The sequence below is a fragment of the Herbaspirillum sp. GW822-FHT03A08 genome (assembly GCF_058801885.1).
Genome location: NZ_JBXANR010000001.1, coordinates 156,772 through 182,188 on the forward strand (window position 1 = coordinate 156,772; position 25,417 = coordinate 182,188).

Here is a 25,417-nt window from a genome sequence, read left to right on the forward strand (position 1 = left end):
CCTTATTACGTAAATTGACTGACCAATGCCTTGGCGATATCGCCGAGAGGCAAGATTTCGGTGGCGGCATCCAGCGCCGCAGCCGCCTTCGGCATGCCGTAGACGGAACTGCTTTGTCGGTCTTGCGCGATGGTGTGATACCCCGCATCGCGGATGGCTTTGAGACCGATGGCGCCATCGCGCCCCATGCCGGTCAGCAATACCCCCACAGCCTGGCCGCGCCACTGCCGGACCAGGCTCTGGAAAAACACATCAATCGAAGGATGGTAGACATCCTCCGGCGACTCCGGCATGTAGCCGAGCGTGTCGCGATTCTTGAACAGCAGGTGTTGATTCGTGCCGGCCATGATCACGGTCCCGCATTGCGGCCGGTCGCCCTCTTGCGCCACGCGCACCTTCAAGCCGGTTTGTTGCTGCAGCCATGCCGCCATGCCGCCGGCAAAACCGGGGTCGATATGCTGGACGATCACCACCGCAGCCGAAAAATCCTTCGGCAGTTCGCGCAGTATCGATGCCAATGCACCCGGCCCGCCTGCCGATGCACCGATGGCCACCAACTTGTCGGATACGCCGGCAGGCGCGGATACGCCGGCCAGTGCGGACGGCCTGGCGGCACTCCGCTCTCGCTGCGGCGTCAGCTTTGCTGCGGCGGGCTTGTGTTCCATGCGGCCGATACGCGCGATCTTTTCCATCAATACCGCCGAGCCCTGGCGCAAATCGCTGCCTGACAAGGCCGGCGTATCGACCGCATCCAGTGCACCGTAACCAAGCGCCTGATACACCTGATCGGCGCAGGCGCCGATATCCGCCGTCACGATCAGAATCGGACAAGGCGTCTTTTGCATGATCCGACGCGTGGCTTCAACGCCATCGACATGCGGCATGACGATGTCCATCAGGACCAGATCCGGCAGTCGCCAGGCGCACAATTCCACCGCCTGGGCGCCATCTTGCGCCACCCACAGCAACTGATGTTCCGGCCACTCGGCCAGCACCCGCCGCAAAATTTCGACCACCATGGGCACGTCGTTGACGATTGCGATCTTCACGTCAGGCGGCTCCGATCAAATCCACTACGGCCTGCAACAGGGTCTCGTCGTGGAAACTGCTCTTGGTGAAATAATGATCCGCGCCGGCTTCCAGGCCGCGCTGGCGATCCTCTTCTCTATCCTTGTAAGACACGATCATGACCGGCAAAGTGCGCAGATGCGGCGCCTGCCGGATCAGCGTCACCAGTTCGATGCCATCCATGCGCGGCATGTCGATGTCGGTGATGACCAGATCGAACTGCTCAGTACGCACGGCATTCCAGCCGTCCATGCCGTCGACCGCCACAGTGACCTGATAGCCGCGATTGGCCAGCAGCTTGCGCTCCAGTTCACGCACGGTCAGCGAATCGTCCACGATCAATACTTTCTTGCGCGCCGCCCCGGCATCTTCACTGGTGGCATGCTGCACGTTTTCCAATTGACCGGAGACGCTGAGCTTCTCCACCGAGCGCAACATATCCGCCACATCCAGAATCAGCACCGGCGCGCCGTCTTCCATCAGGGCGCCGGCTTGCACGTTGGGAATCTTGCCGAGGCGTGAATCGAGGGCTTGCACCACCAGCATGCGTTCGCCGAGGAAACGGTCAACTGCCAGGCCATAGGTGTTTTCGTTATCGCCGATGACCACTACCATGACCGACTCGCCCCTGGCGCGCAACTCGCCTTTTTGCAAAATCTGGTGTGCGCTGACGAGGCCGATCTGGCGGCCTTCGAAATGAAAGTGCTGATAGCCTTCGAGCACATCCAGCTGATCGCGCTGCAACTCCAGCGTACGATTGACGTAGGCCAGCGGAAAAGCATAGGGTTCGTTGTCAATGCTGACCAGCAGGCTGCGGATTACCGACAGGGTCAGCGGCAACTGTAACTGGAAGCGCGTGCCCTGCCCGGCCGTACTGGTGATGCGTACGGTGCCGCGCACTTGCTTGAGCATATCGGCCACCACGTCGAGACCGACTCCGCGGCCCGAAATATCGGTCACCGTGTCGCGCAGACTGAAACCCGGCAACAGCAGGAAATCGAGCAGCTCCGACTCGCTCAGACGCGCTACGATCTCTTCGGTCGAGAGCTTGCGGCTGACGATGATTTGCTTGAGACGATCAAAATCGATGCCGGCGCCGTCGTCCGCCACATTCACCTGCAACATGCCGGCGCTATGACGTGCCTCCAGCGTGACCTTGCCTTGTTCAGGCTTGCCGGCCAGCGCGCGCTGCTGCGGCGATTCGACGCCGTGGTCTACGGCATTACGCAACAGATGGCCGATGGGCGCATCGAGTTTTTCCAGGATGTCGCGATCGATCTGTGTCGCGTTGCCGACGATTTCCAGCCGTACCGATTTGCCGAGCGAATGTCCGACGTCGCGCACCATCCGCGCATAGTTGCCCGAGCCGACGCCGGTGCCGTCGGCAAACGGGCGCATACGGCAAGCCAGCGCTTCTTCATACAGACGCTGCGACAGGTTGACGGAATGGCGGTCGAACATTTCCAGCTCGGCCAACTGATCGCCGACCATGTGCTGGGATTGCACCATCAGCGTCCGCACTTCCGCCAGCGCAACGTGCGTGGCTTCGTCGCTACCGGTCATTTTTTGCTGCAACAGATCGAGGGCTTGTGCGGCGTCGCGCTGCATGCGCTTAAGGCGCAGCATCGAGGCGGCAAACGACTTCAGGCGGCGCGATTCGACCAGTGACTCGCCGCTCAGGCTGAGCAGACGATCAAGATTGTCGGCGCTGACGCGCACCGAACGCACGCCATTGGGTGAAACAGCATCGCGCAGTTCGCGTTGCTCGCGGCTGTCCACATGTATCGACGGTGCTGCCGTTGCGGTGGCTGTTAAGGCTGCCGCCACAGGCACGGCATCAGCGGTCGTTGCATCGGCCGGCACGGCCGCAGGTGCGATGCCGTCGTCGCTATCGTCTGCCATCGCGGTGCTCAGCGCCAGCATGAAGGTATCGATCTCAACCTTGCCGGCATGCTCGCCCCAGGTTTCATCATCGCCTGGCGCATTGGCGATGCGCGTCAGCAAATCGACGCCCTTGAACAATGCATCGATCTGCCGGCGCCGCAAACGCAATTTGTCCTGCTGCGCCAGCACGAAGCAGTCTTCCATCACGTGCGCAACATTGACGCCGGCGTTGAGACTGATGATGCGCGCCGCGCCTTTGAGCGAATGCGCTGCACGCATGCACGCCTCCAACGGTTCGAGCAAAGCCTCGCGGTCGCTGTGGCCAGCGTGATCACTGCCGCGCTCCAGCTCCAGCAAGCCGGCGTTAAGCACCTGAACCTGGCTTTCCACTTCATGCCGGAATAATTCCAGCATGGTCATCTGCCGGATATCGGTCGAACTCATGTCAGACTCCGATTCAAGGCATAGAACAGCAGACCGCAATCGAGCAGGCCGACTTTTTTGTTGCGCCAGCCGATGACGGCCTGAGTGTAGGCGGAACCGGTCTGCGCCACGGTGGACGGCGGCAACTGTGCCGCGTCAGCCGCGTAGGCATGCACCCCCGATACTTCATTGACGGGAAACGCCAGGATCTGCTCCTCATGCGCCACCACCAGCAGACGCTGCCCGGCATGCATATCGGCTGCGCCAACGGCACCGATGCCCAGCATCCGCCCCAGCGACACGCAGATCTTCAGCGCACCGCGAATATTGGTCAGTCCCAGCACCGCAGGATTGGCTTGATGCGGCAGCGAATGAATCGCGCGCGCCTCAATCACTTCGACGATCGTCGTGGTCGGCAAGCCCAGCCACTCTTCGCCGACGCGAAACACCAGCATCGATGCCGTGGCGTCACCGCGGCCGCGCCTGAGCGCATCCTTGCCGGCGGCCTCCTGCAATTTCGTATCGCCTGGCGTACGGGTACCGGCCGCAGATACCGGCCGATCCAGCAAAGCCGAAGCAGCGGCGGCAAAGGTCGGGCAATTCAGGCAGCGGAAATATTCTTTGAGCTTCGGGCAGCTGTTGTCGCCGCGCACGCCGATGCGATTCCAGCAGTCGTCAACCACCACGTCCAGTGCCGGCGTTGCTTGCAAAACGTCAGACATGCGGCTGCTCCTCATTGTCCTGCGTCAGTTGCGCGCGCTCGGCACGCTGCTGCAAACGCTGCGCACCTGCGGCATCGCCCTGCGCCGCCAGTAAACCGGACAAATGCAGCAAGGCATCGCGGTGATCCGGCTGCAGATAGATGGCCTTGCGGTATAGCTGTAACGCGGTCGCCGTATCCTGGCGCGCATCGTTGATCAAGCCTTGCAAATAATAAGCATCAGCGGATGGACCTGCGGCGCGCAGGTGCTGCTCGCACAGGTCTTGCGCTTCCGCCAGCTCGCCACGGTCAGCGCAGGCGCGCGCACGAACGAGCAAGTCTTGCGCAGGAACGGAAACTTTCTCGATGGCAGGCCGCGTGACCGGCAATGATGCGAACACCTTGCTGCGCTCCCGAACCGGAGCAGGCACCTGTGCCGATGTCGGCATCCAGGCGGGCGCGGCCGGTTTGGCAAACGGTGGCAAGACAGGTGCCTCCGCTTTCGCCGCCGTCACGGATTTGCGGCGGAAGCCGAAAGTCAGCGGAATGCCGATCGATTCGATATGCGGGCGCAACATGATGCCCGCTTCGGCAGGGCCGACAAAAATGCAACCGTCCTGGTCGAGCAAACGCTCCAGTACCTTGACGGCCTGCGCCTGCACGTCGCGGTCAAAATAGATCAGCACGTTACGGCAAAAGATGAAATCGTAAGGCGCTTCGTTCGCCAGAAAATCGGCGGCCAGCATATTTCCATGGCGCAAACCAACCTGGCGACGTACTTCTTCCGACAAGGCCGATGCCGTGTTGTCGTAACCGGTGAAATGCCGGTCGCGGTATTCGAGTTGCTTGCCGCGGAAGGAATTGCGGCCATAGATGCCGCGCTGCGCGATCGATAGCGAACGCTTGCAAATGTCGATGCCATCGACACGGAACTGTCCCGCCGGCACGCCGGCATCAAGCAGCGCCATGGCGATGGAATACGGCTCCTCGCCGGTCGAACATGGCAGACTCAGTATCCGCACGCCGGCGCTTGGCGAGCGCACGATCTTTTCACGGGCCAGACGGGCCACGGTCAGGATTGCTTCGCGGTCGCGGAAGAACCAGGTCTCAGGCACGACCACCAGTTCGATCAGTTCCTGCAATTCGCCGACACCCGACTGCAAGGTGTGCAAATAGCCGTAGATATCGTTTTGCGCGAGCTGGCTCATGCGCTCACGGACGCCGCGCTCGATCAGCGAGCTGCCGACGGCGGCGACATCCAGCCCCATATGCTGCTTGAGCATGGCGGCGATCTGCTCGATCACCTGGGCATTGGCGGCGCCATTGCCGAGACCGTGATTGTTGTGACTCACGTTATTCATCTGCGCGCTCATGCCCGGCTCTCTTCCGGATACAACAATGCCTGCACCGCGTCGTCCAGCATGTCTTCAACCCTGATCCATTGAATCAGTTCACCCTGATGCCGCAGGACCGGACCGAGATAACGGGCGTTCTCGTGCAGCAATCCCGATGCCGTGAAGTCTTCGGCGTTGCAGCGCAGCGTGTCGGTGGCTTTTTCAACGACCAGGCCGAGCAACTGCGGCTCTCGTCCTGCCGGCGTGTAATGCGCCAGCACCAGCCTCGTGCTCAGGCGTTCTGCCGCCGGCTTGCCGAGCGCCAGCATGCTGATATCCAGCACCGGCACATTGCGTCCGTCATAGCTGAATATCCCGCGCACCCAGACCGGCGCGTCCGGCACCTGCTTGCACGGCGCAGGCGGCAACACGACGGCGACCTGGTTTGCGTCCAGGGCATATCGATCATTGCCGATCTGAAAAATCAAAAAAAGCATGCTCAGACTCGTGTTGTCCGCGTTGCCGTGACGGTTGTCATTGCGCGCATTGCCATCAGGCCGATACCTTGAAGCGCGAGACGCCGTTGCGCAAACCGTTGGACACCAGATTCAATTCGTCGATGGCCTGGCTCGATTGCTGCAGCGATTCGACGGTCTGCTGGGCGGCCTCGCTCAGTTGCAGCAGCGCCTGATTGATCTGTTCGGCGCTATTGGCCTGCGCCTGCATGCCTTCGTTGACTACCTGGAAGCGCGGCGCCAGCGCCTGCACTTGCGCGATGATCTGCGACAGCTGGGTGCCGACCTGCTGCACTTCGGACATGCCGCGGCGCACCTGATCGGAGAACTTGTCCATGCCCATCACGCCGGCGGCGACCGCCGACTGGATTTCCTTGACCATCAGCTCGATGTCGTAAGTGGCGACCGCAGTCTGGTCGGCAAGACGGCGGATTTCTGTGGCGACAACCGAGAACCCGCGGCCGTACTCGCCGGCTTTTTCCGCTTCGATGGCGGCGTTGAGCGAGAGCAGATTGGTCTGGTCGGCGACCTTGGTGATGGTGGTGACGACCTGATTGATGTTACCGGCCTTCTCGTTGAGGATGGCCAGCTTGCCGCTGACCGAACCGGCCGCGTCCATGACGTCGTGCATCGTCTCTTCCATACGCGTCAGGCCGGTCTGGCCGCTGCCGGCCAGTGTGGCGGCTTGCTCGGAGACCAGCGAGACTTCATTCATGGTGCGGACCAGGTCGCGCGAGGTGGCGAAAATTTCGCGCGAGGTCACGCCGATTTCCGTGGTCGTCGCTGCGGTCTCGGCAGCCGTGGCTTGCTGTTGCTTGGAGGTGGCGGCGATTTCAGTCACCGAGGTCGACACCTGGGCCGACGACTTCTGCGCCTGCCCCACCAGCGCGGTCAGTTCATCGGTCATACGGTTGAATCCTGCCGCCAGATGCGAAAACTCGTCGCGGCGCTCGAAATACAAACGCTGCGAAAAATCGCCGGCGCGCATCACGTCGAGGATGCCCATCAGGCGCTCCATCGGCCCCGTAATCGCGCGCAGCAGGAAATAGCCGCACACGACGGCCGCCGCCACCGCTGCAATCACGGAGATCAGCATGCTGGTCTTGGCTTGCGTCACCGCGTCGGTAATACGCTGCGCGGAGTCATCGGAAATGGTCTTGTTGATTTCGACCATCTTTTGCGTCAGGGCATAGCCGGTACGCCAGGCCGGACGCAGCTGCTCGGCGATGATCTTGTTGACGGCGGGACTGGGGCTGGACAAATCCATTTTCAGGATGTCTTGCTGAATCTGGCGATAGGCCATGCGCGCCTGCTTGAACTGGTCGAACAACGCGCGATCGCGGGCGCTGTAGATGGTCTTGTCGTACTCTTCCTGCAAGCGATTCAGGCGCTCGCCGTTGGCGCGCAAGAGCGCGATGTCGGCCTGGCGCGTGGCGTCGCTTTCGTCAACCTGAGCAATCTGCTGGCCGAGCAACAGATTTTCGTACCAGGCGGCATTGATCATGGTGCTGTAGTACAAACCCGGAGTCGAGTCCTGACGCAGGCTGGTGGCCTCATCATCGATCTTCGCCAGACGCGTTGAAGCCACCGCCGCCATGATGACCATCAGGATCAGGATGACCGCAAAACTGCTGAGTAGTCGCTGTTTGATCGTCCAATTTTTCATGCTGAGCGGGCTTTCCTGAGGAAGAAGAGATACGGCGCAACGACCTGAGCGGTATAAAGCGACGAAGCGCGAAATTTATTTTGCAAAAATATCGATAAAACGCGAGATTCTTGCTCCACCGGCATTATGGCCGAATCATTGCCGCATTGCCATACGCGAAAGCAGCGGATTCCCGCCCGTAGCCTGCTTTTTCGCCAAAAATGGGAAGCCCCTCGCGGCGGGCTGCACAAACCCCGGCCACAGATGCAAAAACGCCGGCCGCAGAGAGAATCTGCGCCGGCGTTAAAAAACCTGGTCTGGGTCTGCCAAGCGCCTTTGCAAAAGCGCTTAGCCAGATCCGGTTCAGACCAAATTCAGCTCTGGATCAGTTGAAGATGACGGTTTTATGACCGTTCAGCAGGATGCGATGCTCGGTGAACCACTTCACCGCACGCGCCAGCACAACGGATTCGATGTCGCGGCCGATGGCCGTCAGCGTATCCGGGCCCATCGAATGATCGACGCGTTCCACGCCCTGCTCGATGATCGGGCCTTCATCCAGGTCGCTGGTGACGAAGTGGGCCGTGGCGCCGATCAGTTTTACGCCGCGGTCATGCGCCTGATAGTAAGGCTTGGCGCCCTTGAAGCTGGGCAGGAAAGAATGATGGATATTGATGGCGCGGCCCTTGAGCGCGCTGCACAGCGACGGCGACAGGATTTGCATGTAGCGCGCCAGCACCACCAGATCGATCTGGTTGGTTTCGACGATTTCGAGGATGCGCGCTTCCTGCGCCAGCTTGGCCTCTTCCGATGCACCGGCCGCCAGTGGCAGGTGGTGGAACGGGATGTTGTAACTTGCCGCCAACTGGTAGAAATCGGTGTGATTCGACACGATCGCAGGAATCTCTACGGGCAACAGGCCGCTCTTGTAGCGGAACAGCAGGTCGTTGAGGCAGTGGCCGATCTTGGACACCATCAGCATGACACGCGGCTTGGCGGCGGCGTCGTGCAGTTGCCAGTCCATGTTGAGCAAACCGCCCAGCACGGCAAAATCGGCGCGCAGCGCTGCATCGGTGACGCCGGCGTCTTCCGAAGAAAAATGCACGCGCATGAAGAACAGCTTCGATTGCGCATCGCCGAACTGGGCCGAATCGATGATATTGCAGCCGTGGTCGGCGAGGAAACCCGACACGCGATGAACGATGCCACGCTGGTCGAGACAGGAGATGGTGAGGATGTATTCCGGGTGGGCCATAGTCAATCTTAAAAACACTGTCGTCCGCTGCTCACCCGCATCCCGGGTCGCATGCGGCATTTACCTGTGCATGTTTCCCGAATGCAGCAAAAGAGCATCTGAAAAGACGAAAAGCGCTATTGTCGCATGCCCGGCGCATGCGCACAAAGCCCCGGTCCCGCCACAGGCGGCCCCCGAAAGATCAAATACGCGCAAAACTAAGCGGCGCGCGTACAAGCCGCTGAGAGCCACAATAAACGACAACAAACGGCAATAAGCGACAACAAACAACGATAAAACCGTCCGGACGCCGCCCGGAAGGCTTCATTTGTCATGCCGAAAACAAAAAAGAGCCGCCGATGCTGCAAACGGCCTTCAGTTTCTATCAGGTGATGCGCTGAATCGGCGCGTTGGCTGACGTATTGGTCAAGTTATGCAGTTTTGTGCAAGAGTTCGCGCTGCTCTGTTGCGCCGCCGACCTGCACGTCGCCGCTGAGCTGCCCGCCTTCTTCAATGACCAGTTTGCCGTAGCGGATCTTGCCCGACACTTTGCCGCTGGAGTAGATCACCAGTTTTTGGCGCACGGTCAGATCGCCATCGAAGTCGCCGCGAATTTCCGCCAGGTCGATTTCCGCCGAGCCCTTGAAGGCGCCCTTCTCTGCGATCTGGATCACACGCGAATCCATGGTCGCTTCAACGCGGCCTTCAACGACTAGCGTGTCGCAATCGTTGATCTCGACGCCCTTGAGTTTGATGTTGGGACCGACGATCAGTTTGCTGCCCATTTCGTTGGAGCCGGAGCTCGATTGCGGACTGCTGGAAGATGATGGAGTACCGGCTGGCTTGGACACATTGGATACGCCCGGTTGCGTCAAATTATTACTGGCGCTGAAAGGGGAATTTGGCGAATTGGTTTCTCGTTTGCCAAAGAGAGTTTCTGAGCGAAGCATGGTATCTCCTGAAGATAAATGTGCGGTGCAAGACGTGGCACTGATAAAACGAATCGGCGATGCGCTCATCCAATTTTTCAATCGCGATGAACATCTTCGCCGCAGAGGGCGAGATCGCTGAAAAGCTGATGCCGACTGATGTTGAAGGACACGAGCTGTGCAACGATCTCAGCGATTCGGCACATCAATAAATAGAAAGTTCACGAGAATTTTGTAACAGTGAAATGAGAGCGTAAATATTTTTCGCACAGGTTTGCATCGCTTTTTTAGCGCCGAATTTTTCGTGCTGATTTAACTGTGCAGATATTTTCTGCCGGCGGCAATCGCTGCTGATTTCAGTGTCTGGATCTTCCATCTTCATTGCAATCTGATGGCGTCGCCGTCTTCTCATTCAATGCATTCGCAATCGCCGCGACGAACTAAAACAATGCAAGCGCTGTTACATTTTTTTGAGGACGCTTCATCGCAAATAAATACGTACTTCAAACATGCACTTTGCCTGAACATGTCACCGCGCGCGCTTGACTTTTTGAAGGCGACAAGAGATTCTTTGGCGCACTCTGAGGGGTCAATCAATTTCAAAAACAAACTGATGGGGAACACATGAGCGACACTTTCGACCAACCCGGCCAGCCCGACTTCCCTGCCAGCCCCAATTTTTCGGCGTCACCGGTCACTCCGGCGACACCTGCGGTGGAAGCATTTTCTTTCAGCGGACGCGGCTCCGAATACTTCCGTATCTGGATCGTCAACCTGCTGCTGTCGGTGGTGACGCTGGGGATTTATTCGGCCTGGGCCAAGGTGCGACGGCTGCGTTATTTTTATGACAACACCACGGTCGCCGGCACCAGTTTTGAGTATCACGGCAATCCGATGGCAATCCTCAAAGGCCGCATCATCACCGTCGTGCTGCTGTTCGGCTATCAGTTCGGCCTCAAACTCAACCCGCTGCTCGGCTTGCTCGTGCTGATCGCCTTCATGGTCGCGATGCCCTGGCTGATCTGGCGCAGCTTGCAGTTCAAGCTCTACAACACCAGCTACCGCGGCATCCGTTTCGGTTTTCGCGGCAACGCTGTTGGCACGTACAAGGTGTATCTGTGGCTGCCGCTGCTGACTTTCTTCACCTTGTATTTGCTGACGCCGTTCACGCATCAGCGCATCAAGCGTTTTCAGCATACCGAATCGCGCTTCGGCGCCAGCCATTTTTCCTTCGACGGATCAGTCGGCGCCTTTTATAAAACCTACCTGATCGGCTTCGGCATTTACCTTGCCGGTTTCATTGCCATTTTGCTCACAGTTGGTGCGAGCGCCTATCCCTTCGTGAACGATCAATCGTTCGGCGCGGGCCATGTCTTTTCTTTCGTGTTGGTGCTCCTGGCGCTGTACGCCTGGACTTTTCTGATGTATCCGCTGTTCCTGACGCTGATGCAAAACCTGATCTGGAATCACACCAAACTCGGCGAGCATGGTTTCCGTAGCGAGATGCGCTGGGGCCGCATGATGTTCATCACCTTCACCAACATCGTCGGCATCATTTGCACTCTGGGCCTGTACACGCCCTTTGCCCAGATCCGCGCACTGCGCTACCGGGTCGAGTCGATGAGTCTGCATCCCGCCGGCAGCCTCGACGAGTTCATCGCAGACAACGAGCCATCGGGCTCGGCCATGGGAGAAGGCATGACGGACTTGCTCGATTTCGATTTGTCGCTATGACGCCTGCAGTCGCCGCTTTTTATTTCGACGGTAAGACCTCGCGCCGCCACGCCGTCACGCTGGAGGTGATTGACGGCATGGCGCGCATTTACAGTAGCCTGGCAAATGCGAGCGAAGCAGAGTCCATCGAGCGTGTGTGCCCGATTGCGCAATTGCGGGTCTCCGAAAGACTCAGCCGTGCGGCGCGCAAGGTGACCTACCCCGATGGCGCCTACCTTGAAATTCAGGACCATGCTGCCTTCGCCGCCTTGCTGGCAAGCACCAGCCATCGCGATTCGCTGGTGGTGCGCATGCAGCAGAACTGGCGCGCGACGCTGGCCGCCGCCGCGGCACTGATCATGGTGCTGATCGTGAGTTATCTCTATTTGCTGCCGGCCGCTTCCGGCCTGATTGCGCGCTCACTGCCGGCCGGCATCGAACAGCGCATCGGCGAAGGCGCACTGGATTTCCTGGACAAACATATCCTGGCGCCAACCACGCTGCCGCTCGCGCAACGGGCGGCCATCACGGCGCGCTTCAAGATGCTGACGGGGCCGATGGCGCAGATGGATGATGTGCCGCCGTATGAGATCGTGTTCCGCAAGAGCCGCATCGGTCCCAATGCCTTTGCCCTGCCCTCCGGCCAGATAGTGCTGACCGATGAGATCGTGACCTTGCTCAACGATGACGACGCCGTCATGGGTGTGCTGGCGCACGAACTGGGCCATCTGCAGCGGCGCCATCTGATGCGCAGACTAATCCAGAGCTCGGCCATCGGCGCGGCGGCGACGGTGCTGTTTGGCGACGTCTCGGCGGTGATCGCCAACATACCGACCGTCTTGCTCGACATGAAGTATTCGCGCGACGTGGAGCGCGAAGCCGACGACTACGCCATCGCCCTGTTCAAGGCCAATGGCATGAGCCGCCAAAAGCTGGCCTATGTCTTTGAAAGGCTGGGCGAGAAAGAAGCGTCCGGTAGCGGCGTCCCCCCTTACCTGTCCAGTCACCCCGCCAGCGCCGAACGCGTGGAGCGCATCCTGAACGCACAATGACCGGAACAGGCAGCGACAGTTGTCACGACAACCGTTGCCGCCCTGCCTGAAACCAACTCAGGCCGGTACCTGATCCAGAAAGCCGGTCACGCTGCGCAGCCGTCCTTGCTCCAGCACCGCAAAGTCAGTTCCCTTGACCATCGCCTCTTCGCCATCGAGACCCAACGCCCAGGAAAAGCGCAGATGATCGCCATGAAAATCCGGCTCGCCGATACGGCTGAAACGGAAAGCCGGGAAGCGTTCATGCACTGCCGCCACCAGTTGCGAGATACCGGCGTGGCCGTCGCCCTGCATCAAGGGATCGCGATAGCTGGCGTCGGCGGTCCAGATTTCAGCGATCAGACCGGCGCGGCGTACGGCGTCGGTTTCGTTCCAAACCGCGATGTAGATATCCACGAGATTGTTCATTTGTTCGCCGGTGGCAGCCATATCGGCCTGAGCTAACGAAGATGCCTGAGATGTCGGATGTGTCATGCTGAACTCCATATAAAGAAAGAGGAAAGCGAAAAGTGTGATCGCTGGCCGGCGCGTCCTGCAGTACGGCAAACGCAGCGTCAGGCACATCATTGCGCATGGCCGGATGCCGGACAATTACCTCCGAGGTAATGTGATGCAGCGCATCGATACGCTATGATCGGCGCATGATCTCGACACCTACGCTTCCAGCCTCTTCCTCCTCCGCGCGATCGGTCGGCGACATGCTGCGCGAGTGGCGCGTGCGCCGCCGCATGAGCCAGCTCGACCTTGCCTGCGAAGCGGAAATTTCAACACGCCATCTGAGCTTTCTCGAAACCAGGCGTTCGCAGGCGAGCCGCGAAATGCTGCTGCGTCTGGCGGAACGCCTCGACATTCCCCTGCGCGAACGCAATGCCTTGCTGATGGCCGGCGGCTTCGCGCCGCTGTTTCCGGAACGCGCGCTGGATGATCCCGCGCTGTTGGCGGCGCGCAAGGCCATCGATCAGATCCTCACCGGACACGAGCCGTTTCCCGCCTTGGCCGTAGATCGCCACTGGAACCTGGTCTCCGCCAATCGCATCATTCCCTTGCTGCTGACCGGTGTCGAACCGGCGTTGCTGCAAACGCCGATCAACGTCATGCGCCTGACACTGCATCCGCAAGGACTGGCGCCGCGCATTGCCAACTTTGCCGAGTGGCGGCAGCACATGCAGGATCGCCTGCGCCAGCAGATTGCCTTGAGCGCCGATCCGGTACTGATTGATCTGAACAAGGAGTTGCACGCCTATCCGGCGCCCGGCCACGATGAACACGCAAGCGAGCACGCGCTCTCGCCTTACGCCGCCGTGGCCGTGCCGTTTCAGTTGAAGACAGAACACGGCCTGCTTTCTTTTTTCAGCACGACGACGATTTTCGGCACGCCGGTCGATATCACTTTGTCGGAGCTGGCGATGGAATGCTTCTTTCCCGCCGATGCTGAAACATCGGCGGCGCTGCAACTGCTGCTGCCGAAATCCGATAAATAATTTCCACAAGGCATTGCTCGCATTGACGTGCCGCGGATCGCTACCGTAGTTCTACGCATCGCCGCTATTTTTCGAGAAGCACCTTTACATTTCGCACACATGTGCTAAATTTACGGCTATGGATACCGTCATTACCCGTACCGCCAAAAGCGAACTCACACTTGCCGCCATCGTCGATACCGCCCTTGAGATGGCGCAAAACGAAGGCCTGGAAGCCTTGTCGCTGGGCGAAGTCGCCAAACGCCTGAGCATCAGCAAGAGCGGCGTGTTCTCGCGCGTCGGTTCACGCGAGGCTTTGCAGCAGGCGGTATTGGATGAATTCGATCGCCGTTTCGTTGAAGAGATTTTCAAGCCGGCCATGGCGTTGCCCCGCGGCCTGCCGCGCCTGAGCGCGATGGTCCGCAACTGGCTGCGGCGCACCAGCAATGAGGTCGGCTGCCTGTATATCGCCGGCGCCTTTGAGTACGACGACCTCGAAAATCCGATGCGCGATCGCATCAAGAAAAACATCATGCAATGGCGCGGCATGCTGCATCGGACGGTGGAACAGGCGCTGGAAGAAGGCCAGTTGCGGCCGGATACCGATCCGGAACAACTGGTGTTCGAGCTGTACTGCCTGATGGTCGGGCTGATGCACGATGCCCGCTTCCTGCGCGATCCTAAAGCGCTGGAGCGTGTGCAAACAGCCTATGAGCGGTTGATTTCGACATATCGCAGTTTCAATTACCACGGTTGAGTTCTGTCCGGCGTCCGCCGGATGGTTTTTCCAAGAGAAGTTTGTTTGGCGTTTCTTTATATAAATTTCGCACTATCGTGCTAAACAGGGAGAGAATCATGTTGGTTACCATCGGCGTCATCACGCTGCCCATCGGGGCTTCACTCTTGTTCCAGCTGTTGCAGACGATCAGCCTGGTGCCGAATCACAATGAAGACTTCGTTTTCATCTGAGGCGTGCCGCATGCAGGACAAAAGCCGGGCTGAAAACAGGCAAGTGAGCAAATAAAGCAGACAAATGAGGTAAGCAGGTGTAAAAAGCCGCGAACAGAGCCTCCCCGTGGGAACAATATGTGCCCGCACCACTCCATATCGTGATTCAATACTCGCTGGGCTTTTGCACGCCGCCTGCTACTGACTCCTGCTCCGACGCCTTTTATTTTGCCTGACGATGTCCACGCCCGAACCGACTTTTTCCGCTGAAATCTTCCCCGACCGGCAACTCTCGAATATCGCCTGCATGCTGGCGCTGCTGATCGCCGCCATCAGTTGGTTCGCCCTGAGCGCCCAGACCGATATCACCATCGACCGCGTGCTGGTGCGCGGCATGACCGTGATGGATGGCGTGGCGCGTTTGTCGAGCTATCTGACCAATCTGACGATCCTGCTCAGCGCAGTCAGTTTCTCTGCGCTGGCTCTGCGCGGCGACAATCCGGTCAGCCGCTTCTTTCGCAAGCCGCAGGTCACGACGGCCGTCGTGGCGTACATGATTTTCGTCGGCATCGCCTACAACGTCCTGCTGCGCCAGTTGTGGCAACCCACCGGCTTTCGCGCCCTGGTCAACGAGAGCCTGCATACGGTGACGCCACTGCTGTCGATGGTGTACTGGATTTTTTTCGTACCGCGCTTCCAGCCAAGTCTGAAACGCAGCCTGCTGTGGCTGATCTATCCGCTGTCCTATCTGTTCATCACCTTGTGGCGCGGCGGCATGTCCGGCTTCTATCCCTACCCGTTTATCAACGTCAACGAGCTGGGCTATCCGCATGTGCTGCTGAATGCGGCGGGATTGCTGGCCGCATTCCTGTTGCTGATGTGCCTGCTGATCTTTATCAATGAATCCGGCAAGAGCCTGTTTGCGCGGCGCTGAATAGCGCAGCACGTATCAGGCTGCCGGCTTCGGAGAAAATGTTGCCGCATCACAATCTTTGAGGCGCCATCAAGAAATCGGCTGCATCGCGCTTTTACTTCCCCCTTCCAGCACACCCCTGTTCAGACGCCAAGCGCCTCGGCGATCGGTTGACCATTTCAGGAGGTATGTAAAAAAATGTTATGAAAATTTGATGCAGGAGCCGTTTCTTTCTCAAGTTGTGACATATGTGACCGATATAGGCTGTAGACAGACTTGCACTACCTAATTGGAGCATGACCATTTCTCTCACCTATATGCCTGATCCAGCTACAGGCAGACGCCGCAACCCTGCAACCCATGACGCCATTCTTGACGCCACGTGCGTCCTGCTGGAAGAAATCGGGTTCGACAAGCTCTCGCTTGAGGGCGTGGCTGCGCGCGCGGGTGTCGGCAAGGCGACGATTTATCGCTGGTGGCCCAACAAGAGTGCGCTGGCGATGGAAGCACTGCTGCGCGAAGTCGGCCCCAACGTGGCTTTTCCGGAGACAGAATCGGCGCGTCACGACATCGAAAACCAGATTCGCAAGCTGGCCAAGCTGTATCGCGGCAAAACCGGTCGTGTGGTGTGTGAAATGATCGGTCTGTCGCAATTCGATGAAGAAACCATGCGCCTCTTCAACGACAACTTCCTCGATCCGCGTCGCGGCGCTGCAAAACAGGTATTGCTGCGCGGCATTAAAAATGGCGAATTCAAGGAAGACCTCGACTTCGACGTCATCTTCGACCTGCTCTACGGTCCTATTATTCAGCGCATGCTGATGCGCCATGCCGGTATCGACGAGCGTCATATCGATTTGCATGTCGCCCTGGTGCTTGACGGCATCACCCCTGCAAAACCAAAAACCGAATTAATTTAACAACATTCTCGCAAGTTTTGTTGCGTCGTAGGAATTTTGCACCTAAAATCCAAGACGAAACGTATCGTCTTGTTTTTCCTATTACATAACAAACTTGTCTGCCAGGATTGTTGCGAGCACTGTTCCTGCTCGCAATAAGAAGGGGCAGATCTGACATCTCAGCGAGAACCGCAAATGCCTTGTCACCGTTTGGCTGCTTCCGGTCAGCCAGAGAATCGCATGCACTTGTGCAGCGCGCCCGTGCCGACGCTTGTATGCACGTCTGCACGATCTTGCCGCGGCAAACCTTCCCTTTGCAAAAACTCGCAATCACGCCTGACCCGGCAGCAGCGGCGCATCGCCGTTCGTGGTGATCGGAAGGCTTGTCTGCCGGTGCGCTTGCGGCCATGACGTGATCCCACGCAATAGCGCTGCGAAGAAATAAGAAACCAAACAAATTCAACCAAGCCAGTTTGCAAATGCGGGGGCACTATGCAGAACGATGTCGCAAACCATACCGTCAACCTGACCCATCCTCACGACGATATCGACGGCCGTGATGACCACAACCATGCAGTATGCGGTGAACGTCCTTGCCATGTTCGGATGCATCGCACATGGTTCTTCTGGAGTTTTCTGATCCTGCCGGTCATCGTCGTAGCCGGATGGAGCCAGTACGTCAGCTTTCAGGGGACCATGCCCGTCGTCGCGCTTGGCGGCGTGCAGCATGCAGAGCACTGGAGCGAATGGGTGCGCTATTACGTCTGGCTGCAATTGGTCTGGCTGCCGGCCAACATGGTGATCTTCCTGATCTGGTGCGCCCTCGGTGTCAGGATCTGGAACTGGAAGAGAATGTCTCGCCTGCGCTGAGCCGCACGGAGTCATCTATTCGGCGCCGGACGGTCTGAGGGCGCCGCTCAATTTCCTCTCTACCGCCGGTCGGCGAGCGATGATCGCGCCCACAATGCGGACAGCGTTTTTTTCTGCTTGCGGACCTCGTCACGCGCATCTGACAGTCGCGACAAACATCTGTCTCGCTGATACGCAGAATCATATAAACCGAACGAACGTTTCTATATAATCATCTCTCAGTATTAAATCTGTCCGACTCAGATCAAGAAAAAGAAAAAGGGACTAAAGAATCGCAGTTCCCGGGCCGATCACGCATCATGGGCCATCCCGTCATAACGAGACCACACACTATAAGCAGACGACAGTGAAGAAGCGTTTACTCAAAGTTCTCGGCATTCTTTCGTGGCCACTTGGCTGCATGCTTCTCGCCATGCTGATGTGGTCCCTGCTGCTGTCCCGTCTCAACGACCGCGAAGCCGAAATCGGCAAGTCGGCAATGCAGGAGGCGCGGGCGCATTCGAAATCGTATGCCGATCAATTGTCGCGTTCCGTCTCTCAGATCGACCAGATCACGCTCAACCTCAAGTACTACTGGGCCTACACCAACGGCCACCTGAGTGTTGAAGACCAGCAGCGCCAGGGCCTGTATCCGACGTCGGCGCTGCTGTACGCCACCATCTCGGACCGCGACGGCGCTCTCAAGACCAGCTCCCTGCCGCTGAACAATCTCGCCAGCATTGCCGAACGAGACTACTTCATTACGCACAGGAACCATCCGCATGCCGGATTGCTCATCAGCAACCCCTCGGTAGGATTGCGCTCGATGCGCACACTGATCCGCTTCTCTCGTCGCCTCGATGCCGCCGATGGTTCCTTCAACGGACTGGTGATGGTGGCGGTCGAGCCGGCCTTTCTGGCGCCTTCGCAAGACGACTCTGCGATCGGCAAGAATGATTTCATGTCGCTCTTCAAACGGGATGGCGCGCCGCTGGTCTCGCGCACTCCCGAGGCAACCATCGCACATCAGATCATGTTCAAGACCGTGCCGCCCTTTGAAGGCGACAATGGTGTGCGCGTGATGTCCGGCTCGCTCTTCACCGACGGCGAAGAACGCATTGTTTCGTGGCATGCCTTGCATGACTACCCCTTGCTCGCCGTAACCGGCATGTCGACCAAAGACATCTACGCCTCCTTCCGGGAGCGCGCCAGCGACTACACCGTCATCGCCACCGCCTGCTCCATTTTCCTGGCGATTTGCGCGGTGGTCGGCACGCTGCTGTCGCTGCGTCTGGCCATCCGCAAGCGCGAAGCCGAGAAAGCGCGCGAGGCATACGGCGTGGTCACCGAAGGCGGCAACGACGGCTTTTATATGTGGCGCGCCGTGCGCAACAAGGACGGCATCGTGATCGACTTCGAGGTGCTCGACTGCAACGAGCGCGGCGCCACCGTATTCGGAAAGAATAAAGCCGAATTCATCGGCAGCTACATGTCACGCCACTATTCGCCGGCCTATTTCACAAAACTGCTGCCGACGTTTCAGCAAGCCATGGAAGTCGGCTACTACGAAGACGAATACATGATCCCCGACGACAGCCCGCTGAACACAGTCTGGCTGTATCGCAAGATGGTGCGCAACAAGCTTGGCCTGGTCATCACTGTGCGCGACATCAGCGAAGCCAAAGCGCATGAACTGGCCCTGCTCGATCAGATCAACACCGATGACCTGACCGGCCTGCACAACCGCCACTGGGTCATCGACCATCTGCGCAAGGTGCTCAACGACGCCGCCAGTGAACGGCGTGGTTTTTCCGTGCTGTTTCTCGACCTTGACGATTTCAAGAACATCAACGACACCATGGGCCATTCCAGCGGCGACATGCTGCTGCAATCGGTAACGCAACGCCTGCAGGAACTGCTTGCCGCCGATGCTGCATCAGCGGCATCGGCACCCGACAATCCGCTGCGGCAATCCCCGATGAAGAATGAACTGGTCCGCTTCAGCGGCGACGCCTTCACCATCATTCAGCAGCAAAGCGGCAGTGTCGAAGATGCGGCGCAACTCGCCGAGAACATTTTGCAGGCGTTCTCCCGGCCCATCATGCTGTCCAACCAGAACGTGCTGCAAGTCAGCCTGTCGATCGGCATCAGTATGTATCCGCGCGACGGCGACAATGTAGATGCCCTGCTCAAACACGCCGACACCGCCATGAATGCGGCCAAGTCGGACGGCAAGAAACGCTTCCGTTTCTACCAGCCGCAATTGTCCGAACGCCTGCAGATCAAACTGGAAAATGAAAATGCCGTGCGCCTGGCGATTGAACGCGATGAATTCGTCCTGCATTTCCAGCCGCGCGTGAACACCGCGACCGGAGAGTTCTGCAGCATGGAAGCGCTGGCGCGCTGGCAGCATCCGGTACGCGGCATGGTGTCGCCGTTGGAATTCATCCCGGTAGCGGAAGAGACCGGCCTGATCCTCAAGCTGGGTGAACTGATCATCCGCAAGGCTTGCGCGCAACTGGCGCAGTGGAAGGCAGAAGGATTGCCGGCGCTGCCGATGTCGGTCAACGTCTCGTCGCGCCAGCTCAACCAGGGCAATCTCAACACCATCATTGCCACGGCGCTCAGGGACTACGCCATTGATCCGGCGCAAATGGAGATCGAGCTGACCGAATCCTGCATGATGGCCGACACGCTGGAAATCGCCGAAGAACTGGCATCCTTCCAGGAGCTCGGCATCAAGCTGCTGGTCGACGATTTCGGCACCGGTTATTCCTCACTGTCGCAATTGCAGCGCCTCGATCTCGACGTACTGAAAGTCGACAAGGCCTTCACTGCAGAACTGGGCGTACGCGCCGAGGGCGAAGTATTCTTCAACGCCATCGTCTCGATGGCGCATGCCCTGCACATGACGGTCGTGGCGGAAGGCGTGGAAACCGAGCAGCAGTTGCAACTGCTGCAAGCGCTCGGCTGTGATGAAGTGCAAGGCTATTACATCTCGCACCCGCTGCCGGCGGCGGAGATCCCGGGACTTATGCGTCGCCGCTATCTGTTCCCGGTCTCTCCGCTCACACCTGCCTGATTTCTATTTCGCTTCGATCAGCACCGCCTTGGCGGCGTCGGCCGCTTGATTACCTTCCATCACGATGATGCGGCTGGCGCCGGCAGGAGCAGACACGCCCGGCGCTGCCGGCTCCCGCAGCGGACCGATGGCCGTGCCGTTGGCGACACCCTTGGCATCGGTAAGGAAGCGCGCCACCGGCGCCGGCTGGCCATCCAGATAGACACTGTAGCTCGTCTGCGGCTTGAGCTTGAACAGCGATACTTCCAGTGCATCGATCACGCCCAGATTGCGCGACACGACAAAACCGCGCGCCGGTTCGGCAGACTGCTGCACCGGCTGCAACCGAATGTTCAGGGGATCGCTGTTCACGCGCGGCACCAGATTGCTGGTGCCGCCATCCGCGCCCACCACGTGCGACAGATACACCAGCGCCTGCGGCGCCTGGCCGCCGCCGACATGCGCGATCACCTTGTTGCTGGCCGGGTCGATGACTTCGACGCCGTCGCCGTTTTCCAATCCCACATAAATGCGGCTGCTGTCATCGGAAGTCCAGATCCCGTGCGGCAACGCGCCGGTCGGAATGGTCGCCACCAGTTTCGCCACCTTGTCGGTGGTGAATACCTTGACCACATTCTCACCGCCGATCGTCACGTACGCCAGCACCTTGCCGTCGACCTTGGCGAAGGACAGATGGTTGGTGATGAAGCCGGTATCGATGACGCCGGTCACTTCCATCGTCCTGGTATCGATGCGTGTGACCTTGCCGACGTCCTTGTGCGTCATCCACATTTCCTTATAGTCCGGCGTAAATTGCAGGAAAGGTGAAAACGGACTGACCACGTCGATCTTCTTGATCACCTGATGCGACTTGACGTCGATGACATCGACTTGCGGCGTGAAGCTCGATACCGCAAACGCCAGTTTTCCGTCCGGCATGAACTGCACCATGCCCGGACCGACGCCGGTCTGGATGCGGCGCGTTTCCTTGAAACTGAGCGGATCGATCACCGAGATGTAATCCTCGCCGCGCACCACCACCCACACTTCCTTGCCATCGGCGCTGAAGAAACCTTCATGCGGCGAACGGCCGACGTAGGTGATGCCCTTGACCTGATTTGTCGCCGTGTCGATGAAGGTCACCGAGTTGGAACCGTTGGACACGACCAGCAAAGTCTTGTGATCCGGCGAGAAGCCCATGCCGTGCACGTTGATCTGCCCCTTGTACAGCGGCGACAGCACGTCCGGCCGCGGATTGCCCAGACGAATCTGTCCGACCAGCGTATTGGTCGCAGGATTGATGACGGTCACGGTGTTGCTGTTCTGGTCGGCGGTATACACGCGGTCCTGTGCCGATGGCAGCGCCCACGCAGCCTGAGCAAACAATACGGACACCGCGCTGGCGATGAGAGAGATTTTTTTCATGTCGATGTTGTCCCTGGTGTTGGTATAAAAAAGAATGTGAAAAAGCGCCTGCACGAAAATCTATTTGTCTGTCTTGTCGCCATGACGCTGCAACCATGCCTGCATCACGCGGATTTCGTTTTGCTGCTCGGTGATGATGCCGAGCGCGAGATTACGGATTTCCGGATCGTCCGAATACAACAGCACCGCTTTCGCCATGTCCACGGCGCCCTGGTGATGCGGCATCATCATGGTGATGAAATCGTGCTCGGCCTTGCCGTTCATCGGCGCATGCGTCATGCCGTGATCCATGACGGCCATGGCGTCATCCATCAACCCGGAAAACGGCTTTGCGGTGCTGGCGATGAATACCGGTACATCTTTAGCGACCGCAGCGGCGGCCGGCTCTGCGCCGTGGTGGTGCATCCCTTGCATTCCCTGCATGTCCTGGGCAATGGCATTGCCGCTGGTGCATAAGAAAACCGCCGCCATCACTACCGAACTGGCGACCACAGCTGCTGCCGCGACGTGACGGTGCGGCTGCATGAAACGCCCCAGACGGTTCACTGTCGTCAATGTTGTTTGCATTAAAACCTCCTCTTTTTTTGTTGATCGCATCGATGGATGCCTTACAGGCGGGCACGCCGGAAAGCAGCACATACGAACAGTGTAGAAGCGAGGCTGGGTTAAACGAATGACAAAGCGGTGACAAATTTGTCATGCTTCCGCCCGGGAGAGCGGAAGCAATCAGGACAAATCAATTGCGGAAGACAGTGACCGGCGCGGCGCGATAGTCGGAGGGATACATCTGTTTGAAATTTTCGATCTTGGGCAGATCGTAGCGCGCGATATAGCCTTGCTGCGGATGCAATGTGGCGAAATCCTGATGGTAATCTTCAGCAGGATAGAAAGCCGCCGGTTGCAACGGCGTCAACTGCGTAACGATGCGCGCCGGATAGACTTTCGCCGCATCCAACTGAGCGATGTAGTCGGCGGCGATACGTTTCTGGTCGTCGCTCTGATAGAAGATCGCCGAGCGGTATTGCGTACCCATGTCAGGTCCCTGGCGATTGAGCTGCGTCGGATCGTGCACGACCGAGAAATAGATTTGGAGGATCTTGCCGTACGAGATCTTGCGTGGATCGAAGGTCACCTTGACCGACTCGGCATGTCCGGTGGAACCGGAGCCGACGATATCGTAGTGCGCATTTTCCTTGCTGCCGCCGGCATAACCCGACACCGCGCTGGTCACCCCGAGCGTGTGCTGGAACACCGCCTGCACGCCCCAGAAACAACCGCCGGCGAGGACCACCGTTTCCGTTGCCGCCGTGGCAGCTGCCGGTGCGCTTTTCGGCGCAGGAATCTTGAAGGCGGATTCCGCTGCTTGCGACGACGAAATCTGCATCGTCATTGCAGCTGTCGCCAGCATCAAGGGCAAACCAAATTTTTTGAAATATACCTTCATCATTTACTCTCTTTCACTAAACCCACACCAGCGTCACGCCGGGAAAACAATTGCGCCAGTTGCTGACGATTCTTTTGCGACAGGATTCGCATCAGCAGCAAGGCCGCCACGATAGCCGTGAACAGAATCGGCTGCGCCAGCAAATTCTTGCCTGCCTTGACCCACCAGAAATGCAGCACGCCCAGCGGCACGATCACGTAGGTCAGGCGATGCAGCCATTGCCAGCGCTTGCCGCCGAGCCGGCGCACCATGGCATTGGTGCTGGTGATCGCCAACGGAATCAGCAACACAAAAGCCAGCACCCCGACGGTGATGAAAGGACGCTTGACGATGTCCTTCCACATTTCCTGAACGTCGAAGAAATGATCCAGCCAAAAGAAAATCGTGAAATGCAGGAACACGTAGAAGAACGCATACAAACCCAGCATGCGGCGCAAACGCACCAGCCAGTTCCATCCCGTCAAGCGGCGCAGCGGCGTGACCGCCAGCGTGATCGTCAGAAAGTACAGCGCCCAGTCGCCGGTGTTGCGCGTGATGAACTCGATCGGATTGGCGCCGAGCTTGTCTAGGAAGACAAACAGCACCAGACGCGCCAGCGGCAGCAAAGCCAGTACGAACAAGACGTTGCGCATGTACAAGACCTGCCGCGTCGAGAGAGTTTTCAATGCGTTCAATACGTTCATCTTGCTGGCCTGCTTAAAAATACTTCTTGAGATCCATGCCGGAATACAAACCGGCGACATCGTTATAGCCGTTGAACATCAATGTCTTGCGCTTGCGCGCGAAGAAGCCGTCTTCACCGATGCGGCGCTCGGTGGCCTGCGACCAGCGCGGGTGATCGACGTTGGGATTGACGTTGGAATAGAAGCCGTACTCCTGCGCGGCATACATGTTCCAGGCGGTCTTCGGTTGCTCCTTGAGGAAACGAATCTTGACGATGGACTTGGCCGATTTGAAGCCATACTTCCAGGGCACCACCACGCGCACCGGCGCGCCGTTCTGGTTTGGCAGCACTTCTCCGTACATGCCCAGCGTAAGCAAGGTCAGCGGATGATTGGCTTCATCCATGCGCAAGCCTTCGGTATACGGCCATTGCAGAATCGGATCTGACAAACCCGGCATCTGCTTCTTGTCGGCCAGCGTGACGAACTCGATGTACTTGGCGTTGCCGGTCGGATCGGCTTTCTTGATCAGCGCCGACAGCGAATAGCCGATCCACGGAATCACCATTGACCAGCCTTCCACGCAGCGCAGACGATAGATGCGTTCTTCCAGCGGCGCCAGTTTGGTCAGCGCATCCAGATCCAGCGTGAAAGGCTTCTTCACTTCGCCTTCGATGCTCACGGTCCAGGGATTGGTTTTGAGCGTACCCGCGGTCTTGGCCGGATCAGACTTGTCGGTGCCGAATTCGTAGTAGTTGTTGTAGGTAGTCGCATCCTGATAGGCGGTCGGCTTGTCCATCACGGCATACGCGCTATTGAGCTTGGCTGCCAGCTTGCGGGCGGTGGCTGACTGAGCAAACGCGCTGCCCGATCCGATGAGACCCATGCCGCTGCCGGCGATGGCGCCTGCCGCCATTTTGGCGATGAAAGCACGGCGCGAGGCAAAGACTTCCTGCGGCGTGATTTCCGAGGCAAGAGGAATATCGATCTGGTCGGGACGGATTTTGATCAGCATGGCGTTTTCCTGAAATAATGAATGGGTTCGGTCTGTTGCCTTGAGGCACCTGAGGCGATGAATAGCGCGACAAATAACATGTAGATCGCAGGTAAATCATATCCCGGAAGGCAAAAGACTTTTCTCGCACGATCATCCTAGGGCATTGGCAGTGTCGTCAACATGGCATTTTGATGACAAATTTGTCATCGAGAAGGCCATAGCGAGTTGTTAGAATGCCCCCATGTAAGGTGTATCCGGCAAC

At 58.5% G+C, this 25,417-nt stretch carries 25 protein-coding genes; 10 read left to right on the forward strand and 15 right to left on the reverse strand.

Annotated elements, in window-relative coordinates; translation table 11 throughout:
* Nucleotides 1-5: 5 nt before the first annotated feature.
* The 8 genes from AC1RN6_RS00800 to AC1RN6_RS00835 form a co-directional block, all read right to left on the reverse strand.
* Complete coding sequence (locus tag AC1RN6_RS00800; RefSeq protein WP_493002333.1) at nucleotides 6-1,049, reverse strand: chemotaxis response regulator protein-glutamate methylesterase; 1,044 nt, start codon at nucleotides 1,047-1,049, stop codon at nucleotides 6-8.
* A 1-nt stretch (nucleotide 1,050) separates the two neighbouring features.
* A complete protein-coding gene (locus AC1RN6_RS00805; protein ID WP_493002335.1) occupies nucleotides 1,051-3,396 on the reverse strand; it encodes a hybrid sensor histidine kinase/response regulator in 2,346 nt (781 codons plus the stop codon).
* The gene (locus AC1RN6_RS00810) at nucleotides 3,393-4,097 is read right to left on the reverse strand and encodes a chemotaxis protein CheW (RefSeq protein ID WP_493002336.1); all 705 of its coding nucleotides are present in this window, start codon (nucleotides 4,095-4,097) and stop codon (nucleotides 3,393-3,395) included. The genes AC1RN6_RS00805 and AC1RN6_RS00810 overlap by 4 nt, the downstream gene beginning before the upstream one ends.
* Nucleotides 4,090-5,436 carry a CheR family methyltransferase gene (locus AC1RN6_RS00815; protein WP_493002337.1) on the reverse strand — a complete coding sequence of 449 codons (1,347 nt, stop codon included), beginning with the start codon at nucleotides 5,434-5,436 and terminating at the stop codon, nucleotides 4,090-4,092. Before AC1RN6_RS00815 ends, AC1RN6_RS00810 begins: the two co-directional genes overlap by 8 nt.
* A gap of 8 nt (nucleotides 5,437-5,444) precedes the next feature.
* Nucleotides 5,445-5,906, reverse strand: coding sequence for a chemotaxis protein CheW (locus AC1RN6_RS00820; RefSeq protein ID WP_493002338.1), 462 nt, complete (start codon nucleotides 5,904-5,906; stop codon nucleotides 5,445-5,447).
* A gap of 55 nt (nucleotides 5,907-5,961) precedes the next feature.
* Nucleotides 5,962-7,590, reverse strand: a complete 1,629-nt coding sequence (locus AC1RN6_RS00825) for a methyl-accepting chemotaxis protein (protein WP_493002340.1) — start codon at nucleotides 7,588-7,590, stop codon at nucleotides 5,962-5,964.
* Between the two features lie 364 nt (nucleotides 7,591-7,954).
* Entirely contained in the window at nucleotides 7,955-8,824 is an 870-nt protein-coding gene (gene purU / locus AC1RN6_RS00830) for a formyltetrahydrofolate deformylase (RefSeq protein WP_493002342.1), read from the reverse strand.
* A 410-nt stretch (nucleotides 8,825-9,234) separates the two neighbouring features.
* Nucleotides 9,235-9,753: a bactofilin family protein gene (locus tag AC1RN6_RS00835; protein WP_493002344.1), complete on the reverse strand. Its 519-nt coding sequence runs from the start codon at nucleotides 9,751-9,753 to the stop codon at nucleotides 9,235-9,237.
* Between AC1RN6_RS00835 and AC1RN6_RS00840 the strand changes: the two genes are divergently transcribed.
* The gene (locus AC1RN6_RS00840; protein WP_493003521.1) at nucleotides 9,647-9,874 is read left to right on the forward strand and encodes a hypothetical protein; all 228 of its coding nucleotides are present in this window, start codon (nucleotides 9,647-9,649) and stop codon (nucleotides 9,872-9,874) included. The two genes, AC1RN6_RS00835 and AC1RN6_RS00840, sit on opposite strands and share 107 nt — an antisense overlap.
* Nucleotides 9,813-9,944, forward strand: coding sequence for a hypothetical protein (locus AC1RN6_RS00845; protein ID WP_493002345.1), 132 nt, complete (start codon nucleotides 9,813-9,815; stop codon nucleotides 9,942-9,944). The genes AC1RN6_RS00840 and AC1RN6_RS00845 overlap by 62 nt, the downstream gene beginning before the upstream one ends.
* On the opposite strand, the gene AC1RN6_RS00850 is transcribed toward AC1RN6_RS00845, so the two are convergent.
* A complete protein-coding gene (locus AC1RN6_RS00850) occupies nucleotides 9,938-10,114 on the reverse strand; it encodes a hypothetical protein (protein WP_493002348.1) in 177 nt (58 codons plus the stop codon). The genes AC1RN6_RS00845 and AC1RN6_RS00850 overlap by 7 nt on opposite strands.
* A gap of 242 nt (nucleotides 10,115-10,356) precedes the next feature.
* On the opposite strand from AC1RN6_RS00850, the gene AC1RN6_RS00855 reads away from it, so the two are divergent.
* Together AC1RN6_RS00855 and AC1RN6_RS00860 are read left to right on the forward strand one after the other, a co-directional pair.
* Nucleotides 10,357-11,466: a YjgN family protein gene (locus AC1RN6_RS00855; protein WP_493002351.1), complete on the forward strand. Its 1,110-nt coding sequence runs from the start codon at nucleotides 10,357-10,359 to the stop codon at nucleotides 11,464-11,466.
* Nucleotides 11,463-12,497 (forward strand): M48 family metallopeptidase, encoded by a 1,035-nt coding sequence (locus tag AC1RN6_RS00860; RefSeq protein WP_493002354.1) that lies wholly within the window; start codon nucleotides 11,463-11,465, stop codon nucleotides 12,495-12,497. The genes AC1RN6_RS00855 and AC1RN6_RS00860 overlap by 4 nt, the downstream gene beginning before the upstream one ends.
* Before the next feature lie 57 nt (nucleotides 12,498-12,554).
* Here the strand turns inward: AC1RN6_RS00860 and AC1RN6_RS00865 are convergent, their stop codons facing one another.
* Nucleotides 12,555-12,926: a nuclear transport factor 2 family protein gene (locus AC1RN6_RS00865; RefSeq protein ID WP_493003481.1), complete on the reverse strand. Its 372-nt coding sequence runs from the start codon at nucleotides 12,924-12,926 to the stop codon at nucleotides 12,555-12,557.
* 212 nt (nucleotides 12,927-13,138) lie between these two features.
* On the opposite strand from AC1RN6_RS00865, the gene AC1RN6_RS00870 reads away from it, so the two are divergent.
* The 6 genes from AC1RN6_RS00870 (at nucleotide 13,139) to AC1RN6_RS00895 (ending at nucleotide 20,648) form a co-directional block, all read left to right on the forward strand.
* The gene (locus tag AC1RN6_RS00870; RefSeq protein WP_493002356.1) at nucleotides 13,139-13,978 is read left to right on the forward strand and encodes a helix-turn-helix domain-containing protein; all 840 of its coding nucleotides are present in this window, start codon (nucleotides 13,139-13,141) and stop codon (nucleotides 13,976-13,978) included.
* 118 nt (nucleotides 13,979-14,096) lie between these two features.
* Nucleotides 14,097-14,714 (forward strand): TetR/AcrR family transcriptional regulator, encoded by a 618-nt coding sequence (locus tag AC1RN6_RS00875; RefSeq protein WP_493002358.1) that lies wholly within the window; start codon nucleotides 14,097-14,099, stop codon nucleotides 14,712-14,714.
* A 429-nt stretch (nucleotides 14,715-15,143) separates the two neighbouring features.
* Nucleotides 15,144-15,839: a Pr6Pr family membrane protein gene (locus AC1RN6_RS00880; RefSeq protein ID WP_493002360.1), complete on the forward strand. Its 696-nt coding sequence runs from the start codon at nucleotides 15,144-15,146 to the stop codon at nucleotides 15,837-15,839.
* Nucleotides 15,840-16,114: 275 nt separating this feature from the next.
* Nucleotides 16,115-16,738: a TetR/AcrR family transcriptional regulator gene (locus AC1RN6_RS00885; RefSeq protein ID WP_493002361.1), complete on the forward strand. Its 624-nt coding sequence runs from the start codon at nucleotides 16,115-16,117 to the stop codon at nucleotides 16,736-16,738.
* Between the two features lie 471 nt (nucleotides 16,739-17,209).
* On the forward strand, nucleotides 17,210-17,587 hold the full coding sequence (locus AC1RN6_RS00890; RefSeq protein WP_493002363.1) for a hypothetical protein: 378 nt from the start codon (nucleotides 17,210-17,212) through the stop codon (nucleotides 17,585-17,587).
* A 412-nt stretch (nucleotides 17,588-17,999) separates the two neighbouring features.
* Complete coding sequence (locus AC1RN6_RS00895; protein WP_493002364.1) at nucleotides 18,000-20,648, forward strand: bifunctional diguanylate cyclase/phosphodiesterase; 2,649 nt, start codon at nucleotides 18,000-18,002, stop codon at nucleotides 20,646-20,648.
* Nucleotides 20,649-20,651: 3 nt separating this feature from the next.
* Here the strand turns inward: AC1RN6_RS00895 and AC1RN6_RS00900 are convergent, their stop codons facing one another.
* The 5 genes from AC1RN6_RS00900 to msrP all read right to left on the reverse strand — a co-directional run bounded on the left by AC1RN6_RS00900 (nucleotide 20,652) and on the right by msrP (nucleotide 25,173).
* Nucleotides 20,652-22,052, reverse strand: coding sequence for a YncE family protein (locus AC1RN6_RS00900; RefSeq protein ID WP_493002366.1), 1,401 nt, complete (start codon nucleotides 22,050-22,052; stop codon nucleotides 20,652-20,654).
* Nucleotides 22,053-22,112: 60 nt separating this feature from the next.
* The gene (locus AC1RN6_RS00905) at nucleotides 22,113-22,523 is read right to left on the reverse strand and encodes a DUF305 domain-containing protein (protein WP_493003482.1); all 411 of its coding nucleotides are present in this window, start codon (nucleotides 22,521-22,523) and stop codon (nucleotides 22,113-22,115) included.
* 265 nt (nucleotides 22,524-22,788) lie between these two features.
* Nucleotides 22,789-23,499, reverse strand: a complete 711-nt coding sequence (gene msrA, locus AC1RN6_RS00910) for a peptide-methionine (S)-S-oxide reductase MsrA (RefSeq protein WP_493002368.1) — start codon at nucleotides 23,497-23,499, stop codon at nucleotides 22,789-22,791.
* The gene (msrQ, locus tag AC1RN6_RS00915) at nucleotides 23,496-24,179 is read right to left on the reverse strand and encodes a protein-methionine-sulfoxide reductase heme-binding subunit MsrQ (RefSeq protein ID WP_493002369.1); all 684 of its coding nucleotides are present in this window, start codon (nucleotides 24,177-24,179) and stop codon (nucleotides 23,496-23,498) included. Before msrQ ends, msrA begins: the two co-directional genes overlap by 4 nt.
* Nucleotides 24,180-24,192: 13 nt before the next feature.
* Entirely contained in the window at nucleotides 24,193-25,173 is a 981-nt protein-coding gene (gene msrP, locus AC1RN6_RS00920) for a protein-methionine-sulfoxide reductase catalytic subunit MsrP (protein ID WP_493002371.1), read from the reverse strand.
* Nucleotides 25,174-25,417 lie beyond the last annotated feature (244 nt).

Bases quoted from the DNA above. Each gene is read 5' to 3' on its own strand.
- AC1RN6_RS00805 (WP_493002335.1), bottom strand. From the start codon at position 3,396: ATGAGTTCGACCGATATCCGGCAGATGACCATGCTGGAATTATTCCGG.
- AC1RN6_RS00810 (WP_493002336.1), bottom strand. From the start codon at position 4,097: ATGTCTGACGTTTTGCAAGCAACGCCGGCACTGGACGTGGTGGTTGAC.
- AC1RN6_RS00815 (WP_493002337.1), bottom strand. From the start codon at position 5,436: ATGAATAACGTGAGTCACAACAATCACGGTCTCGGCAATGGCGCCGCC.
- AC1RN6_RS00820 (WP_493002338.1), bottom strand. From the start codon at position 5,906: ATGCTTTTTTTGATTTTTCAGATCGGCAATGATCGATATGCCCTGGAC.
- AC1RN6_RS00825 (WP_493002340.1), bottom strand. From the start codon at position 7,590: ATGAAAAATTGGACGATCAAACAGCGACTACTCAGCAGTTTTGCGGTC.
- purU (WP_493002342.1), bottom strand. From the start codon at position 8,824: ATGGCCCACCCGGAATACATCCTCACCATCTCCTGTCTCGACCAGCGT.
- AC1RN6_RS00835 (WP_493002344.1), bottom strand. From the start codon at position 9,753: ATGCTTCGCTCAGAAACTCTCTTTGGCAAACGAGAAACCAATTCGCCA.
- AC1RN6_RS00845 (WP_493002345.1), top strand. From the start codon at position 9,813: ATGCGCTCATCCAATTTTTCAATCGCGATGAACATCTTCGCCGCAGAG.
- AC1RN6_RS00850 (WP_493002348.1), bottom strand. From the start codon at position 10,114: ATGAAGATGGAAGATCCAGACACTGAAATCAGCAGCGATTGCCGCCGG.
- AC1RN6_RS00855 (WP_493002351.1), top strand. From the start codon at position 10,357: ATGAGCGACACTTTCGACCAACCCGGCCAGCCCGACTTCCCTGCCAGC.
- AC1RN6_RS00860 (WP_493002354.1), top strand. From the start codon at position 11,463: ATGACGCCTGCAGTCGCCGCTTTTTATTTCGACGGTAAGACCTCGCGC.
- AC1RN6_RS00865 (WP_493003481.1), bottom strand. From the start codon at position 12,926: ATGGCTGCCACCGGCGAACAAATGAACAATCTCGTGGATATCTACATC.
- AC1RN6_RS00870 (WP_493002356.1), top strand. From the start codon at position 13,139: ATGATCTCGACACCTACGCTTCCAGCCTCTTCCTCCTCCGCGCGATCG.
- AC1RN6_RS00875 (WP_493002358.1), top strand. From the start codon at position 14,097: ATGGATACCGTCATTACCCGTACCGCCAAAAGCGAACTCACACTTGCC.
- AC1RN6_RS00880 (WP_493002360.1), top strand. From the start codon at position 15,144: ATGTCCACGCCCGAACCGACTTTTTCCGCTGAAATCTTCCCCGACCGG.
- AC1RN6_RS00885 (WP_493002361.1), top strand. From the start codon at position 16,115: ATGACCATTTCTCTCACCTATATGCCTGATCCAGCTACAGGCAGACGC.
- AC1RN6_RS00890 (WP_493002363.1), top strand. From the start codon at position 17,210: ATGCAGAACGATGTCGCAAACCATACCGTCAACCTGACCCATCCTCAC.
- AC1RN6_RS00895 (WP_493002364.1), top strand. From the start codon at position 18,000: ATGCTGATGTGGTCCCTGCTGCTGTCCCGTCTCAACGACCGCGAAGCC.
- AC1RN6_RS00900 (WP_493002366.1), bottom strand. From the start codon at position 22,052: ATGAAAAAAATCTCTCTCATCGCCAGCGCGGTGTCCGTATTGTTTGCT.
- AC1RN6_RS00905 (WP_493003482.1), bottom strand. From the start codon at position 22,523: ATGGCGGCGGTTTTCTTATGCACCAGCGGCAATGCCATTGCCCAGGAC.
- msrA (WP_493002368.1), bottom strand. From the start codon at position 23,499: ATGATGAAGGTATATTTCAAAAAATTTGGTTTGCCCTTGATGCTGGCG.
- msrQ (WP_493002369.1), bottom strand. From the start codon at position 24,179: ATGAACGTATTGAACGCATTGAAAACTCTCTCGACGCGGCAGGTCTTG.
- msrP (WP_493002371.1), bottom strand. From the start codon at position 25,173: ATGCTGATCAAAATCCGTCCCGACCAGATCGATATTCCTCTTGCCTCG.